The sequence below is a fragment of the Stutzerimonas stutzeri genome, assembly GCF_024448715.1.
GTDB classification, from domain to species: domain Bacteria; phylum Pseudomonadota; class Gammaproteobacteria; order Pseudomonadales; family Pseudomonadaceae; genus Stutzerimonas; species Stutzerimonas stutzeri_AR.
This window is the reverse complement of record NZ_JAMOHZ010000003.1, coordinates 239468-255655: the sequence shown is the minus strand read 5'-3', so window position 1 is coordinate 255655 and position 16188 is coordinate 239468. Positions and strand designations below refer to the sequence as shown.

Genomic DNA, 16188 nt, shown 5'->3' with positions numbered 1-16188 from the left:
TCCACGGCGGTGACGGTCGGAACTAGCTGGTCAACTAGCTCCTTGTAGAACTTGCAACGACGCGTTCGATTATCTGGGGTATCAACTGAAGCGATCAGCCGCCTGGTCGCGACGTGCTTCGCGTTGGAGTTGATAGACGAATCGTTCAATCTGGCGTTGCGTCAGGCCGCTAATACGGTAGAAGCGCATGCCACAGAAGGTTACGTCGAGCTTCTCGTCGAAGACGAGGTGCCGAAGCTCTGCTGCTGTTGTGATTGTGCCGAAGGGCAGCTTGGCGGAAAGCTGTTCATAGACACGCCCAGTCTGCAGGCCGCTTTGTACATCTCCCTGAAAGCTCAGCTTGCAACCGGTTGCCGACATATCCAGCAGTTTGCCTTCCAATGGCTTTTTGATTGCCTTGCCACTTAGCGCTGCGCTGATAGGCTGTCCTAGTAGCGGGGCGCGATAGGCGTTACGACGTTGGTGATAGAGGATTTCGCCAGGTAGCGGAGCCCAGTAGCAACGCGCATCGTCCAGCTCACCGAGGTGTATCGGATGGTTGTTTTCCCAGGCGATACGCACGCCCTCATAGAAGCCTTCGGCATGGAACGATTCGCCGGAAAGTAGCAACCGTTCACCGTCGCTCGGTATTAGCTCGTCGAATGCGATCCAGCCCTTCTCCCGATTTACCTCCACCAGATAAGTCTGATAGCGCTGGCTGCGTTCGGCGAAGCGGACCAGTAACGGGATGTGATTATCCAGAAGAAGCCGCAGGTTGGCATGAACCTCAACCGCAGTTTTGAGGGTTTGCGGAGGCTGGGGGCCTTCTTCCTCTATAAAAGGGTTAGACACTTTGCGTTGCTCTCCGGCACATAACGAACACTAGCCGCATAGTAGCATTTTGCCTCTATTGGGCTGCGTGTTTGTGCTTTAAGCCTGGCTAAGTGGGCGATGATGCGCGCTTTTTGCGGCAGCGCCTCGGCGATCGTACAAGTCTGGCGTCTGGTTACTGCCCTGCAATAGCTGCAGCATGCTGCCAACTGCGCTCTGGTTAGCGCGGATGAGTTTGCCGTTGCGCTCATTGGAGCTTCTGCAGGCTTCAAGGATGGCATCGAGCTGTTCTGCCTGGACCATGATTTCCTGAGCTGCCTTGGATTCTTTGACAAATGCTATCAAGCCGCTCCGATCAGCGCTGAGCTGTGCCTTTGTAAGCGCCTGGCTGCGGAGGGTGCCGTGTTGCCCCAGCAGTGCCAGTAGCGCCTGCTTTTGCGTGAGTAATTGTTCCAGGCCCGAGAGATCGCGCTCGGCGAGTGCCTGATACTCCGCATTGGTGAGCTCCAGAAGTTTTCTGGCAGTGTCGATATCCTCAATGAGCTGCTGAAGCAATTCGGTATCTTGCATAGTGGCCTCTGACGCGTTGACGCTTGGTTACCACTTATCGCCAAGGCTTCAACGCTGGCTTTCGAACGCTAGCAGCTTCGACGCTACTCGCTGATTATCTATCTGGTAGCTTCCATCGGCGATGGCTTGCTTGATTTGAGCTACACGCTCCTGATCGACGGAGGGCTGCTGATTCAGCTTTTCCGTTGCTTGTTGCAGACGCTGCGCTTCAGGGCTCAGTTGAACGCTCTCGCCGGATACCGGTGCGCTGTCAGGCGTGCTTTTGGTCGCTTCAGTCGTTGGGTTCTGCTGGACTGTCGATCGCTCAGCGTTCTGGACGCTACTGTTGCGTCCGCTGCTCGGTGGATTGGCGGCGCTATTTGGCCGGTTGAAATCGATAACCATGATCGAAACCTCGAATAAGTCAGGACGCTTGCCTGCTTTTCGGCAAAGCTGCTAGAAACTTTAGCTTTTTTTTGGTGAGCGGATGCGGCATAGCATGCGTCGCCCTACATCGCCACTTTTACCTGGCCGGGGCCGGTTACTCGCGCTTTGATCACTCTCCCGGATCGTTGGTTTTTGACCCGGATCTGGCTTCCAAGTGCACCGTCGGATAAAGCTTCGCCCGGCATTCTCACATTTATCGTCGAGTTTTGCGCGCTGATTACCACCTGGTCGCCTTTATGCACCACCTCCGCAAGTGAAACATAGCTTGGTGGAAGCACTTGGTCGGGAAGGGCGCTACGGGTGAGTTTGTTGCCCAGTACTTGATCGAATGCCGTCAGGTAGCCTTGGGTCAGTAGGCTAACGTCCCGTTCGGCAAGCATGACGTCGGCTTGCTCAAGAATACTTTCACGTTTTAGTGGCCGTCTTGCGACTATTACCTCACGGAACAAATGGACCTGTCCGGGGACGAAAACGGACCAGGGCGAGGAGCCCCGGCAGCTGACCCGCACAGTGGTGCGTCCGACCGGCTGTGCCGGGCTTTCGAGTTCGGTCGTCAAAGGCTGATCGCATGCCGCCAGACGCAAGCGCGGATCGAGTCTGTTGACTTCGATCTGGTGGCGAGCCTGGATTTGGCTACGCTGCAAGTAGTCGCTCACTTCGCGCTCAAGAAACCCACGGGTCGCGTCGATAAGCTGTTCGGGCCGTGTAACGGTTGTTGAATCAGCATACTGGCTCAGCCCGCATAAAGCCGGTAAAAGGATTGCGCGGCAAAGGGCTTTACAAGGTCGCCGGAAAAAAGTCATCTGTTCGCTCATGGCAGACAAGAAGCAAGGGGCGTGCCGTTATGTCCCCCGTTGCCACAACGTCTGAATGCCTATCTCGCAAGCAAGAGGAAAACTGGCATGGCCGGTGTATTGGATTCGGTTAACCAGCGTACCCAACTGGTCGGGCAAAACCGCCTGGAGTTGTTGTTGTTCCGTTTGGATGACAAGCAGCTCTATGGCATCAATGTATTCAAGGTCAAGGAGGTGCTGCAGTGCCCCCGGCTGACTATCATGCCCCGGTCGAGTCCGGTTGTTCGCGGAGTTGCGAATATACGAGGCAGCACGCTTTCCATCCTTGATCTCTCTCTGGCGACTGGAAAACCTGCGCTGCTGGATCTCAATAACAGCTTTGCCGTTATTGTCGAATACAACACCAAGGTGCTCGGTTTTCTGGTGCGCTCCGTAGAGCGGATCGTCAACATGAACTGGGAGGATATCCTTCCGCCTCCTAAAGGCGTTGGGAGTGATCATTATTTGACGGCTGTGGCGCACGTCGATGATCAGATGGTCGAAATCATCGATGTGGAAAAAGTGCTGGCCGAGGTGGCTCCTGTTTCGGAGCTATTGTCTGTCAGCATCGCGGACGAGGAAACGCACACCAAGGCGTCGTTCAGTCGCGTCCTAGTCGTTGATGATTCTTCCGTTGCGCGAAAGCAGATAATCCGTTGTCTACAGAATCTGGGCATCGAAACAGTCGCACAGAACGATGGTCGCCAGGCGCTGAACTATCTGAAGGGACTCATTGCTGACGGCAAGAAGCCGTCCGAGGAGTTCGTGATGATGATTTCCGACATCGAGATGCCGGAGATGGATGGCTATACGCTTACGACCGAGGTTCGTCAGGATCCGGTTATGCGTGATATGCATATTCTGCTACATACCTCGCTTTCTGGTGTGTTCAACCAGAGCATGGTCAAGCGCGTCGGAGCGGATGATTTTCTCGCCAAGTTCCGTCCAGACGATCTGGCTAATCGAGTAATAGAACGGATCCGAGCTGCGGACGGAAACTGAGGCGTTGTCCTCTCAATTGACTGGTGGGGCATTATTAGTGTCAGGTGATCCGGATTTCGATCAGTTCCGAATATTCCTAGAGAAAACTTGCGGCATCCTTCTGGGTGGTAACAAGCAGTACCTTGTGGCCAGCCGGCTTAACAAACTGATGGAGCAACAAGGGCTCAAGAGTCTGGGGGATCTGGTCAGGAAAATTCAAGCTCAGCCACGCAGCGGTCTGCGCGAGCAGGTCGTCGATGCGATGACGACTAACGAAACGCTCTGGTTCCGCGATAGCTATCCGTTCGAAGTGCTCAAGAGCCGTGTCTTGCCGGAGCTATTGAGAAGTGCGGCGGGTCAACGCTTGCGTATATGGTCGGCCGCATGTTCGTCAGGGCAGGAACCGTATTCGCTATCAATGACGATCGACGAATACGAGCGCAGCAACTCTAATCAACCAAAACCTGCGGTTCAAATCGTAGCGACTGAGCTTTCCGGTGCCATGCTTGCGGCCAGCAAGGCGGCCGAATACGACAGCCTTGCGATTGCGCGGGGATTGTCGAGTGAGCGCTTACAGCGCTATTTCGACGTCAAGACGCCGGGTCGCTGGGCAGTCAAGCCGCCGATACGGACTCGGGTGGAGTTCCGCGTGCAGAATCTTCTCGACAGCTATGCCGTGTTGGGTAAATTCGATGTGGTCTTCTGCCGGAATGTACTTATCTATTTTTCCGCAGATGTGAAAAAAGACATTCTCAAACGCATCCATGCCACGCTCAAGCCTGGCGGTTATCTATTCCTGGGTGCCTCCGAGGCGCTCAACGGCTTGCCTGAGCTGTATCAGATGGTTCAGTGCAGTCCGGGTATCATTTACAAGGCCAAATAAGCCTTCGCTCATAATTTCGTGATCTGCTGTTTACAGCGAGGCGGCGGCAGAAATCTGTCGGAACCGGCGAATCGGGCGGCAAAAACATGGAAAAGCTTTGCCGCTTTTGACGCGAAATTGATTCTTTCCTCATAAATTCCCTTATTTTCAGTAACTTAATTAAATGGCACGGCCTTTGCTGCTGGTTTGCTAAGGCAGACTTGTATCCGGCAGAGGGCCAGATCATGAGCATCAGTTTCGACAAGGCACTTGGCATTCACGAAAAGGCGCTCGGCTTCCGCGCTCAGCGTGCCGAAGTGCTCGCCAACAACATCACCAACGCCGACACGCCTAACTACAAGGCGCGCGATCTAGAATTCAGCGCCGTTCTCGCTGCGCAGAGCAGCAAGAGCCAGGGCGGATTCGGTCTTAGCGTCACGAGTAGCAAGCACATCGCCGCCGAGGGGATGGAAATTGCCGATCCGGGCCTGCGCTTCCGTACGCCAGCACATGCCTCGTTGGATCAGAACACCGTCGATGCTCAAGTTGAACAAGCGGCCTATGCCGAGAATGCCATTGACTTCCAGGCAAGCTTTACCTTGCTCAACAGTAAGTTCAGGGGGCTGATGAGCGCCCTGCGCGGCGAATAAAAGGAGCGAAGCCCATGTCCCTTAGCAGCGTATTCAACATTGCCGGCAGCGGCATGAGTGCCCAGAGCACTCGCCTAAACACCATTTCCAGCAACATCGCCAACGCCGAGACCGTTTCGTCTAGCGTTGATCAGACCTATCGTGCTCGGCATCCGGTTTTCGCCACCATGTTGCAGCAGGCAAACGGGCAACCGGACCAGTCTCTCTTCGCCGAGCAGAATCAGGCCGGTGCCGGAGTTCAGGTGCTCGGCGTGGTCGAGGATCAGAGTGAGCTGCAGGCTCGTTATGAGCCCAACCATCCGGCCGCGAACGAAGAAGGCTATGTCTACTACCCGAACGTCAACGTAGTGGAAGAAATGGCCGACATGATTTCGGCTAGCCGTTCTTTCCAGACCAATGCCGAGCTTATGAACACAGCCAAGACCATGCTGCAGAAAGTGCTGACCCTGGGCCAGTAACCCTTTACGAGAGATTGCCATGAGCACAACAGGCGGCGTCAGCGGTACCGGTTCGGTACTCGACCAATACCAAATCAAAGATCGCGAAGTTAAAAGCAACGATCTCGGCAAGAACGAGTTTCTCGAGCTGCTGGTGACTCAGTTAAACAACCAGAACCCGCTGGAGCCTCAGGAAAACGGCGAGTTCATCGCACAGTTGGCGCAGTTCAGCACAGTGGAAGGTGTCGAGAAGCTGAACTCCAGCATGGAAACCATGCTGTCGGGTTATCAGTCTTCGCAGGCCTTGCAGGCGTCTTCATTGGTTGGTCGCAAAGTCATCGTGCCCACCGAAAAGGCTGTCGTCGACACTAGCGAAACCTTCAAGGCCAGCTTGGTATTGCCCACTACCAGCAGCAACGTATCCGTCAACGTGTATGACAGTGCCGGTACGGTCGTTAACCGGATCAACATGGGTCAGCAGGAAGCCGGCAACGTTTCGTTCATGTGGGATGGCAAGGACTCGAGCGGCAATACATTGCCGCCGGGGACCTATCGATTCGAAGCACAAGCCACTTACCAAGGCGAGACCAAGGGCCTATATACCTTGCTCCCTGCCAACGTAGACAGCGTTACCCTCGGGCAAAACGGCGGGGAGCTGATGCTCAACCTGGCCGGTGTTGGCAGCATTGGGCTGTCGCAAGTTCAGGTCATCGGTCAGTAACTGCCGGCACATCCGGTAACAGGAGCAAATCATGTCGTTCAATATCGGCCTCAGCGGCATGCGTGCCGCCAGCAAAGATCTCAATGTGACAGGTAACAACATCGCCAACGCCGGGACTGTTGGCTTCAAGCAGTCACGTGCGGAGTTTGCAGATGTATACGCCTCTTCCGTTCTCGGAACTGGCAAGAACCCGCAGGGAAGCGGCGTTCTGTTGGCCAACGTGTCTCAGCAGTTCAACCAGGGCAATATCAACTACACTCAGAACGCGCTGGACTTGGCGATCAATGGCAACGGCTTCTTCCAGGTCAGCAATAACGGCGCGCTGAGTTATACCCGTGCAGGTTATTTCGGTACGGATAAGGAAGGTAATCTGGTCGATAACTTCGGTTATAACCTTCAAGGATATTCGGTTGATGGCAACGGCAATATTCAAACCGGCCAGGTGAGTGATCTGAAGATTCAGACCGCCAGTCAGGAGCCAAAGGCGACAACGCAAATCACGCAGGGCTTCAATCTCAACTCGACGAATAACCTACCTGCCAATACGCCCTTTGATCCTGCGGATCCGTTGAGCTACAACTCGTCGACTTCAACCAACATCTATGACGAGCAGGGTAACGCGCATGTCATGACCCAGTATTTTGTTAAAAGCCCGACGGCTAATACTTGGCAGATGAATGTGTTAATCGACGGGCGTAACCCGCAGACGCCTACGGACCCGGTAAGCGGGACCACACCGAGCTCGATTACCCTTGAATTCAGTCCGTCTGGCAGCTTGATCACGCCGGCCAGCGGCAGCATGGCGATATCAGGGTGGCAACCCGCCGTGGAAAACAGCGATGGTACTTGGTCGTTGAACAACGCGGCGCCAGCGGGAGGGTTGAACATGACTCTGGATATGCGTGGGTCAACGCAGTACGCCAGCTCATTCGCCGTCAACCAAGTCAGCCAGGATGGCTATACCACGGGCGAGCTGGCAGGACTGGAAATTAGCGAAACCGGTGAAATTTTTGCCCGCTACACCAACGGGCAATCCAAGGTTCAAGGGCAGATTACTTTGGCCAACTTCGCCAATGTTCAAGGTTTGACTCCGGTAGGTAAGACCCAGTGGGTACAGTCCTTCGAATCGGGTGAGCCGGTTCGCAACCCGCCGGGTAGCGGCACGCTCGGTGCATTGCAAGCCGGAGCGTTGGAAGACTCCAACGTCGAGTTATCGGACCAGTTGGTCAATCTGATCGTCGCTCAGCGCAACTACCAGGCGAACGCTAAAACCATCGAAACCGAAAGCGCGATCACTCAGACGATCATCAACCTACGCTGATCGTTATTCGCGACGGCAATCGTCGCATGGCGGGATTCTGCCGCTTCGCTTTTTGAAGGCCCTTCGGGGCCTTTTTTGTTATGAATATTCCTTTATAAATCATCTGCTTAGCCGATTGTCTGGGCGTTGGCATGTGCATTGCTTCCTAAACATCCGTAGAACAGCAAGCGTCAATTCCTGCGTCTCGGAGGTTCGATGGACAAGATGCTCTATGTGGCAATGACGGGTGCGAGCCAGAACGCTCGCGCGCAGCAGGCCCATGCCAACAACCTGGCGAATATCTCGACCACCGGCTTCCGTCGTGACTTTGAGCAAGCGCGGTCGATGCAGGTTTTCGGCGACAGTTTTCCGGCACGCGTATATGCCATGACTGAGCGTCCAGGCACGGATTTCAGTGCCGGTGCGCTTCAGGAAACCGGGCGGGATTTGGACGTGGCCGTGGAAGGCGATGGCTGGATAGCGGTGCAGGCGCCTGATGGCAGCGAAGCCTACGCCCGAACCGGCAGTCTCAATATAGACACTCTGGGCATGCTGCGGACCGGCGATGGTTTGCCGGTGCTCGGCAATGCCGGGCCGATTGCCGTGCCGCCGGAAGAAAAAGTTGAGATCGGCGCTGATGGCTCCATCAGCATCCGCGCGCTAGGCGAAGATCCGAATGTGGTGGTGACGGTTGATCGACTCAAGTTGGTCAACCCGGACCCGAAGCAGTTGGAGAAGGGCACTGATGGCCTTATTCGCATGAAAGATGGCCAGCCCGTCGAGGCGGACGCCGCAGTTCGCGTGGTCTCTGGCTTTCTCGAGGCGAGCAACGTCAACGCGGTGGCGGAGATGACTTCGATGCTGGCGCTGTCCCGACAGTTTGAGCTTCACGTGAAGATGATGCGTACCGCCGAAGAAGATGGTGCCGCTGCGGCTCGAGTCTTGCAGATCAGCTAAGTAAACAACGCGCTGCGCCCGAATATCGGCGCACGAGGAGAAGAATATGCTTCCAGCACTTTGGGTGAGTAAGACCGGTTTGTCCGCCCAGGACATGAACCTGACCACCATTTCCAACAACTTGGCCAACGTCTCAACCACGGGTTTCAAGAAAGATCGTGCCGAATTTCAGGATCTGCTTTATCAGATTCGCCGGCAGCCGGGCGGCCAGTCGACCCAGGACAGCGAGCTTCCCTCCGGTCTTCAGCTGGGTACGGGTGTGCGCATCGTCGGTACGCAAAAGCAGTTCACCGCCGGCAGCTTGCAGACCACCGAGCAACCGCTCGATATGGCAATCAATGGCCGTGGCTTCTTTCAGGTCTTGCTGCCTGATGGCACCGTTTCCTACTCACGTGACGGTAGCTTTCATCTGAACGCCGATGGCCAGATCGTGACCTCTAATGGATACGCGTTGGAGCCTGCGATTGTCGTACCGCCGGAAACCCAGACGTTCACCGTAGGTGAGGATGGAACCGTTTCCGTAACCACGCTCGGTAACCCGGCGCCTCAGATCATCGGCAACCTGCAGACCGCCGACTTCGTCAACCCGGCCGGTCTGCAGGCCATGGGCAGCAACCTGTTCCTGGAAACCGCCGCCAGCGGTGCGCCACAGGTCAGCACCCCAGGCCTCAACGGATTGGGCACGGTGCTGCAGAACACCCTGGAAAACTCCAACGTCAGCGTCGTCGAGGAGCTGGTGAACATGATCACCACGCAGCGCGCCTACGAGATGAACTCCAAGGTCATCTCTACCGCCGACCAGATGCTGTCCTTTGTTACCCAGCAGCTGTAATAGCCGATCAGCCGCTGGATTGAGGTGAATATGCGCCGCTTGTTGACTGTCCTTCCGTTGATGTCCGCTGTGATCCTTTCGGGATGCATGGCGCCTGCGCCGAAGGCGAATGACCCCTACTACGCGCCGGTGCTGCCGCGCACGCCGCTACCGGCCGCGCAGAATAATGGCGCAATCTATCAAGCGGGTTTCGAGACCAATCTCTACGACGATCGAAAGGCCTATCGAGTCGGCGACATCATCACGATCACACTCAATGAAAGGACTCAGGCAAGCAAGAACGCCAGCTCGCAGCTCTCCAAAGACAGCAGCGCCAATATCGGACTTGGGTCGCTGTTCGGCGGTGCCGTTTCGATGGCCAACCCGCTGACTGGCAACAGCATGACCCTGGGTGCCGAATATGAGGCAGCACGTGATACCTCTGGCTCCGGCCAGGCAGGACAGAGCAACAGTCTGTCCGGCTCGATTACCGTCACCGTGTCGGATGTGCTGCCGAATGGGATTCTCGCTATTCGCGGCGAGAAGTGGATGACGCTCAACACTGGCGACGAGTTGGTGCGCATTGCAGGCCTGGTGCGTTCGGACGATATCGCCACCGATAACACCGTGCCGTCGACGCGTATAGCCGATGCTCGCATCACTTATTCGGGGACCGGCGCCTTCGCCGATGCTAGCCAACCCGGTTGGCTGGACCGTTTCTTCATAAGCCCGTTGTGGCCGTTCTAAGCAGGTGCAGGCAATGAAACTGTTCAGCTCGATTATGGTTGCCTTACTGTACCTGATGGCAATCCCGGCTCATGCCGAGCGGCTCAAGGACATAGCGACCATTCAGGGCGTCCGTAGCAACCAGTTGATCGGTTATGGCTTGGTAGTCGGCCTCAGTGGCACTGGTGACCAGACCACGCAGACGCCATTCACCGTACAGACGTTCAATAATATGATGGCGCAGTTCGGCATCAAGGTGCCTGCGGGCGGCAACGTTCAGTTGAAAAACGTCGCGGCTGTGTCGATTCATGCTGATCTGCCGCCCTTCGCCAAGCCTGGCCAGACCATCGACATCACCGTTTCGTCGATCGGTAACGCCAAGAGCTTGCGCGGCGGCAGTCTGTTGATGGCGCCACTGAAGGGGATCGACGGGAACGTCTATGCGATCGCTCAGGGTAATTTGGTGGTCGGCGGCTTTGACGCCGGCGGCGCGGACGGTTCGCGCATTACCGTGAACATTCCGTCCGCGGGCCGTATACCGAACGGCGCGACGGTCGAGCGGCCGGTGCCGAGCGCTTTCAATCAGGGCAACACGCTGACGCTGAACCTCAACCGTCCAGACTTCACCACCGCCAAGAATATCGTTGACCATATCAACGAGCTGCTTGGCCCAGGAGTCGCACAGGCGCTTGACGGCGGTTCGGTGAGCGTCAGCGCGCCACTGGATCCGAGCCAGCGCGTTGACTATCTGTCGATCCTGGAAAACCTGGAAGTCGACGTCGGTCAAGCGGTCGCCAAGGTGATCATCAATTCGCGTACCGGCACCATTGTCATCGGACAAAACGTGCGTGTGCAGCCTGCGGCAGTGACCCATGGCAGTTTGACCGTGACCATTTCCGAAGACCCGCAGGTCAGCCAGCCAAACCCGCTGTCGGACGGGCAGACGGTGGTCGTTCCCAATTCCACCGTGAAAGCGGAGCAGGAAGCCAAGCCGATGTTCAAGTTCGGTCCTGGTACCACGCTTGATGAGATCGTTCGGGCAGTGAATCAGGTGGGCGCAGCGCCCAGCGACCTGATGGCCATTCTCGAGGCGCTCAAGCAAGCCGGCGCGTTGCAAGCCGATCTGATTGTGATCTGAGGACGACCAGATGGAAAATCGACTGGGACTTGGCCGGCGCACGCCTGACAGCGGTAGCTATTCCGACCTGAATCGCCTGAATCAGCTCAAGGTGGGCAAGGACCGTGACGGCGCGGAGAATGTGCGCAAGGTCGCGCAGGAGTTCGAATCCCTGTTCATGAACGAGATGCTCAAGTCGATGCGCTCGGCCACTGAGGTGATGTCCAAGGACAATCCGTTTAACAGTCAGGCCAGCAAGCAGTACCAGGACATGCACGATCAGCAACTCTCGGTCACCCTATCTAAAGAAGGCGGCGGCATTGGTCTGGCCGACGTTCTGGTTCGTCAGCTGAGCAAGCTGCAGGAGCCCAGCGAGAAGCCGAATTCGTTTGCTCAGGTAGCGCAGACCGAAGGCGCAAAATGGTCGAGTAATCCTAACGCCGCCGTGGCGCCGGTAGACCCAGCGCGAAATGACTCGCAGTTGCTCAATCAGCGGCGGCTTGCGCTGCCTGGCAGGCTCGCGGAGCGTTCATCTGCCGAAGCCGCAACAAATAACTCCGACGCCGAACAGGCGGGTAAGCCACAGCCGCTGGTAAATCTCGACTGGAAACCTGCGACGGCCTTCGCTGCGCCCCAGGATGCACCGCTAATCGTCAACGGCGTCGAGGCGACGGTGCCGAGCGCACCGAGCAAGACGCGTTTCAACTCGCCGGAAGAATTCATCGCGACCATGCTGCCCATGGCCGAAAAGGCAGCCAAGCGGCTCGGTGTGGAGCCACGTTATCTCGTGGCTCAGGCTGCGTTGGAAACCGGTTGGGGCAAATCGATGATTCGCCAGAGGGACGGCAGCAACAGCCACAACCTGTTCGGCATCAAGGCCAACGGCTGGGACGGAGAATCCGCCCAGGTGAAAACAACCGAATACATCAACGGCAAGGCAACCAAGCAGATGGCGGGCTTCCGCGCGTACGACTCGTTCGAGCAGAGCTTCAACGATTACGTCCGTTTGCTCGAAAATAACGACCGATACCAGTCGGCGATTCAGGTCGCGAGCACGTCCGGCGACTCAAAGCGCTTCGTCAACGAATTGCAACGGGCTGGTTACGCAACCGACCCGCAGTATGCGAACAAGATCAATCAGATCGCCCGCAAAGTGCAGACCTATCAGACAATCGCCGACGCCAGTTCGGCACCCGCCATGCGGACTAGAGGCTAATCATGGCTGACCTACTGAATATCGGCCTGTCGGGCCTGAGCGCGAGCAAGACTCAACTATCCATCACCGGCCACAACATCAGCAACGTCAACACCCCTGGCTATAGCCGTCAGGATGCGTCCCAGGCAACCCGCACACCGCAATTCAGCGGCGCCGGTTATATAGGCTCGGGCACGACGCTGGTGGAAATCCGCCGTACCTACAGCGAGTTCCTGACCAGCCAGCTGCGCAGCAGTACGTCGCTGAGCAGCGACGTCGAATCCTATAAAAGCCAGATCGACCAATTGGATTCCCTGCTCGCCGGCAGTACGACCGGTATTACCCCATCGCTGCAAAAGTTCTTTTCGGCGCTACAGACCGCAGCGGAAGACCCCGCCAACATCCCGGCACGCCAGCTGGTACTAGCGGAAGCTGAAGGGCTTGCGCGTCGATTCAATACCGTTTCCGACCGGCTGACCGAACAAAACAACTTCACCAACAAGCAGATGGCGGCGGTGACTGATCAAGTCAACCGTCTGGCGGGAACTATAGGTAGCCTCAACCAAGCTATCGCGACCGCTTCCGCTAATGGCAAGCAACCCAATGATTTGCTGGACGCTCGGGATGAAGCGGTGCGTCAGCTTTCCACCTATATCGGTGTCACCGTAACGCCGCAAGACGATAACAGTTTCAATATCTCGGTCGGCACCGGACAGCCGTTAGTTGTTGGCAACAGCGTTAGTCGATTGGAAGTGGTGCCTGGGCAGAGCGACCCTAATCGTCACGAGATACAGTTCGTCAGTGGCGGTTCGCGTCAGGGCATCACCTCGCAGATCACCGGAGGCGAGCTGGGCGGTCTGATTCGCTACCGCGAAGAGGTCCTGGACTCGACGATGAACTCGCTCGGCAGGCTAGCGCTTGCGGTAAGCGATCAGATCAACGCTCAGCAAACTCAGGGTCTGGATCTGAAGGGGGAGGTAGGTGCAGCGCTGTTTGGTGATTTTAATGCCGCTTCGTTGATGGACCTGCGCGCGACACCATTCAGTGGAAATACCTCAGCAGCCGATGCATCTCTCCAGATTACCGACACCGGCAGCCTTACCATCAGCGATTATCGTCTGGAGTTCGACGGCACCAATTACTCTGCGAGACGCTTGAGTGATTCCGCTAGCATCACGGTTACCCCCAACGCCGGGCCGCCGGCTTATTTGAGCTTTGCCGACAGTGCTGGCAACGATCAGGGCTTTACCGTCGCAATCAGCGGCACGCCGCAAGCGGGTGACAAGTTCTCATTGCAACCCACAAGGCGCGGCGCGACCGATATCACATCGGTGCTGGACCAAGCTGATCAGCTTGCATTCGCCGCGCCTGTACGAGCACAAAGCGATCTGCAGAACGCTGGCACTGGCGTTATCAGCCAGCCGGAAACTTCTGAGTCAGTTGATATGGCAGCGTTGAAGGCAGCGCTTCCGGCTGACATTACCTTGACCTATAACGATGGCGCTCCCCCAACCATTAGTGGTGCTGGTGTAACCCAGGTAAGCCCTGCCGTGTTTACCCCAGGGCAAACCAACGAGCTAGCCATCACCATAGATGGCCATAGCTTCACTTTCACAGTCAGTGGCCGCCCTCAGGAGGGTGACACGTTCACCATCGGTTTTAATCAGCATGGCGTTTCGGATAACCGCAACGCTCTGAAGATGGTTGACCTGCAGACCCGCCAAACAATCGGCGCCGACGCGAACGTACCCGGTTCTGGAAAGAGTTTTACCGATGGATACGGCGAGCTGGTAGAGCGCGTGGGGACGCTGACCGCCCAGGCAAGAATGGACAGCGAAGCGACGGGCGCAATCCTTAAGCAAGCCACCGATAATCGGGACTCGTTGTCTGCAGTCAATCTAGACGAAGAGGCGGCGAATTTGATCAAGTTCGAGCAGTACTACAACGCGTCCGCCCAGATCATTCAAGTTGCCCGCACCTTGTTCGATACACTGATCAGCACCTTCAGGTAACAGGCCCGCCCATGCGCATCTCGACCTTGCAAGCATTCAACAATGGCGTTAACGGCATACAGCGAAACTATGCCAACGCAACGCGTACCCAAGAACAGATCAGCACTGGGAACCGCATTCTCACGCCAGCAGATGACCCGGTTGCTTCGGTACGCCTGCTGCAGTTGGAGCAGCAACAGAGTGTGCTGAGCCAGTATGACGCCAACCTGACGGCTGCTAAGAACAGTCTGACCCAGGAGGAGGTGACGCTGAACTCAGTCAATACCGTGCTTCAGCGTGTGCGCGAGTTGGCCGTGCAGGCCGGTAACGGTTCGCTCGATCCACAAGATCGCAAGGCCATTGCTGCCGAATTGGGTGAGCGTGAGGACGAGCTTTTCTCTTTGATGAATACTCGCAATGCTCGCGGCGAATATCTTTTCTCTGGTTTTCAAGGCAAGACGCAGCCTTTCGTGCGGAGCGCGGATGGAAGCTACAGCTACGCTGGCGATGAAGGCCAGCGAACATTGCAGATTGCCAGCTCGTTGAACATTCCCATTAGCGATAATGGCAAATCGATCTTCGAAAGCGTAACCAACGCAGGTCGTTTGCAGGCTGGTTTCGATAACACGCTTACACCTGGTTCATCGCTTGATGTCTCTGCTCCACTGATACAGGACGAGGTGGCTTTTGCAGGTAATCCGTCATTCCCGGCTGCAGGTATTGGCATTCGGTTCACCTCTGAGACGGAGTATGTGATTTACGATTTGGATGCCCCGCCAGCCGATCCGTCTGATCTGTCTGATCCATTGATTCTTGGGTCCGGAAAGCTGGACGGTGACTCGGATCGGACCGATAAGCTAGTGTTTCGAGGTGTCGCCTTGCAACTCGATGGGGCCGCCGTAGGTGGTGAGGTCATTGACGTCACGCTCACACCAGATTCGAACAAGCAGGGATTGCTCAACACTATCGCAGGGCTGAGAAAAGCACTGGAGGAGCCGGATACAGATGATGGCGGGGTGCGCGACGCTGTCGCCGTTTCCCTCACCAACCTCGACCACGGCATGGTCAGTGTCGACGCGGCGCGCGGCAATATCGGGGCGCGGCTGAATACGATCGAGACCACGCAAACGGATAACGAGGATGTCACGCTGGTCAACAAAGGCGTCCAGGCCGAGCTGCGCGAAGTGGACTACGCCGAGGCATTGTCCCGGTTATCCATGCAGACTGTCGTGCTCGAGGCAGCGCAGCAGAGCTACGTGAAGATCGCCGGTTTGAGCCTGTTCAACGCTATGCGATAGGCCGTCCAGCGGGGCGTGGATCACAGAACCGATGCCCCGATTTGACTTGCCAGTGTTGCGGCTTAAAGTGTCGATGCGGCGCATGGAGTACCGCGCCGGATAATTCCGACACTCAAAGGGACGTGAACCAATGACCAAGTCTTTTCTCTCTGCAGCGGTCTTCGCACTGCTCGCCAGCGTTTCCATCGGCAGCTACGCTGCTAAAGCTCAGCCTGCCGTCGAACCAGTAAAGGTTGCGGTAGCCGAAGCTGCGGCAGTTAACCTCAACTCGGCCGACGCCGAGACTCTGACCCGTGAGCTCAAAGGGATCGGTGCGACCAAGGCCAAAGCCATCGTTGAATATCGTGAAGCACATGGCCCATTCAGTTCGGTCGATGAACTGCTGGAAGTCAAAGGCATCGGCGCGGCGACTCTGGAAAAGAACCGAGCCAAGCTGAGCATCAACTGATCAGGTAGAGCCAGCGACAAAAAACCGGTCTTTCGACCGGTTTTTTTTATTTAAG

Annotated in this window: 18 protein-coding genes; 14 read left to right on the top strand and 4 right to left on the bottom strand. The window is 56.5% G+C overall.

The window, feature by feature from the left end; all coding sequences use genetic code 11:
• Window positions 1-81: 81 nt before the first annotated feature.
• The 4 genes from NAV33_RS07955 to flgA all read right to left on the bottom strand — a co-directional run bounded on the left by NAV33_RS07955 (window position 82) and on the right by flgA (window position 2609).
• Window positions 82-831 (bottom strand): flagellar brake protein, encoded by a 750-nt coding sequence (locus NAV33_RS07955; RefSeq protein ID WP_255978693.1) that lies wholly within the window; start codon window positions 829-831, stop codon window positions 82-84.
• Window positions 832-909: 78 nt separating this feature from the next.
• A complete protein-coding gene (locus tag NAV33_RS07950; RefSeq protein ID WP_255978690.1) occupies window positions 910-1380 on the bottom strand; it encodes a flagella synthesis protein FlgN in 471 nt (156 codons plus the stop codon).
• Window positions 1381-1428: 48 nt separating this feature from the next.
• Complete coding sequence (gene flgM / locus NAV33_RS07945) at window positions 1429-1764, bottom strand: flagellar biosynthesis anti-sigma factor FlgM (protein ID WP_255978687.1); 336 nt, start codon at window positions 1762-1764, stop codon at window positions 1429-1431.
• Between the two features lie 104 nt (window positions 1765-1868).
• Window positions 1869-2609: a flagellar basal body P-ring formation chaperone FlgA gene (flgA, locus tag NAV33_RS07940; RefSeq protein ID WP_255978684.1), complete on the bottom strand. Its 741-nt coding sequence runs from the start codon at window positions 2607-2609 to the stop codon at window positions 1869-1871.
• Between the two features lie 99 nt (window positions 2610-2708).
• Between flgA and NAV33_RS07935 the strand changes: the two genes are divergently transcribed.
• The 14 genes from NAV33_RS07935 to NAV33_RS07870 all read left to right on the top strand — a co-directional run bounded on the left by NAV33_RS07935 (window position 2709) and on the right by NAV33_RS07870 (window position 16133).
• Window positions 2709-3641: a chemotaxis protein CheV gene (locus tag NAV33_RS07935; protein WP_255978681.1), complete on the top strand. Its 933-nt coding sequence runs from the start codon at window positions 2709-2711 to the stop codon at window positions 3639-3641.
• Window positions 3642-3678: 37 nt separating this feature from the next.
• Entirely contained in the window at window positions 3679-4503 is an 825-nt protein-coding gene (gene cheR / locus NAV33_RS07930) for a protein-glutamate O-methyltransferase CheR (RefSeq protein ID WP_423836660.1), read from the top strand.
• 224 nt (window positions 4504-4727) lie between these two features.
• On the top strand, window positions 4728-5132 hold the full coding sequence (flgB, locus tag NAV33_RS07925) for a flagellar basal body rod protein FlgB (protein ID WP_255978678.1): 405 nt from the start codon (window positions 4728-4730) through the stop codon (window positions 5130-5132).
• A 14-nt stretch (window positions 5133-5146) separates the two neighbouring features.
• The gene (flgC, locus tag NAV33_RS07920; RefSeq protein WP_222911445.1) at window positions 5147-5590 is read left to right on the top strand and encodes a flagellar basal body rod protein FlgC; all 444 of its coding nucleotides are present in this window, start codon (window positions 5147-5149) and stop codon (window positions 5588-5590) included.
• A 19-nt stretch (window positions 5591-5609) separates the two neighbouring features.
• The gene (gene flgD / locus NAV33_RS07915; protein ID WP_255978675.1) at window positions 5610-6290 is read left to right on the top strand and encodes a flagellar hook assembly protein FlgD; all 681 of its coding nucleotides are present in this window, start codon (window positions 5610-5612) and stop codon (window positions 6288-6290) included.
• A 31-nt stretch (window positions 6291-6321) separates the two neighbouring features.
• On the top strand, window positions 6322-7611 hold the full coding sequence (flgE, locus tag NAV33_RS07910) for a flagellar hook protein FlgE (protein WP_255978672.1): 1290 nt from the start codon (window positions 6322-6324) through the stop codon (window positions 7609-7611).
• Window positions 7612-7806: 195 nt separating this feature from the next.
• On the top strand, window positions 7807-8547 hold the full coding sequence (gene flgF / locus NAV33_RS07905) for a flagellar basal-body rod protein FlgF (protein ID WP_255978669.1): 741 nt from the start codon (window positions 7807-7809) through the stop codon (window positions 8545-8547).
• Between the two features lie 46 nt (window positions 8548-8593).
• Window positions 8594-9379, top strand: coding sequence for a flagellar basal-body rod protein FlgG (flgG, locus tag NAV33_RS07900; RefSeq protein WP_025241209.1), 786 nt, complete (start codon window positions 8594-8596; stop codon window positions 9377-9379).
• 30 nt (window positions 9380-9409) lie between these two features.
• Window positions 9410-10105 (top strand): flagellar basal body L-ring protein FlgH, encoded by a 696-nt coding sequence (gene flgH, locus NAV33_RS07895; protein WP_255978666.1) that lies wholly within the window; start codon window positions 9410-9412, stop codon window positions 10103-10105.
• Between the two features lie 13 nt (window positions 10106-10118).
• Window positions 10119-11222, top strand: coding sequence for a flagellar basal body P-ring protein FlgI (locus NAV33_RS07890; RefSeq protein ID WP_255978663.1), 1104 nt, complete (start codon window positions 10119-10121; stop codon window positions 11220-11222).
• Between the two features lie 10 nt (window positions 11223-11232).
• On the top strand, window positions 11233-12417 hold the full coding sequence (gene flgJ, locus NAV33_RS07885) for a flagellar assembly peptidoglycan hydrolase FlgJ (protein WP_255978660.1): 1185 nt from the start codon (window positions 11233-11235) through the stop codon (window positions 12415-12417).
• Window positions 12418-12419: 2 nt separating this feature from the next.
• A complete protein-coding gene (gene flgK, locus NAV33_RS07880; RefSeq protein ID WP_255978657.1) occupies window positions 12420-14408 on the top strand; it encodes a flagellar hook-associated protein FlgK in 1989 nt (662 codons plus the stop codon).
• A gap of 11 nt (window positions 14409-14419) precedes the next feature.
• Complete coding sequence (flgL, locus tag NAV33_RS07875) at window positions 14420-15685, top strand: flagellar hook-associated protein FlgL (RefSeq protein WP_255978654.1); 1266 nt, start codon at window positions 14420-14422, stop codon at window positions 15683-15685.
• A 130-nt stretch (window positions 15686-15815) separates the two neighbouring features.
• Window positions 15816-16133 carry a ComEA family DNA-binding protein gene (locus tag NAV33_RS07870; protein ID WP_255978651.1) on the top strand — a complete coding sequence of 106 codons (318 nt, stop codon included), beginning with the start codon at window positions 15816-15818 and terminating at the stop codon, window positions 16131-16133.
• Window positions 16134-16188 lie beyond the last annotated feature (55 nt).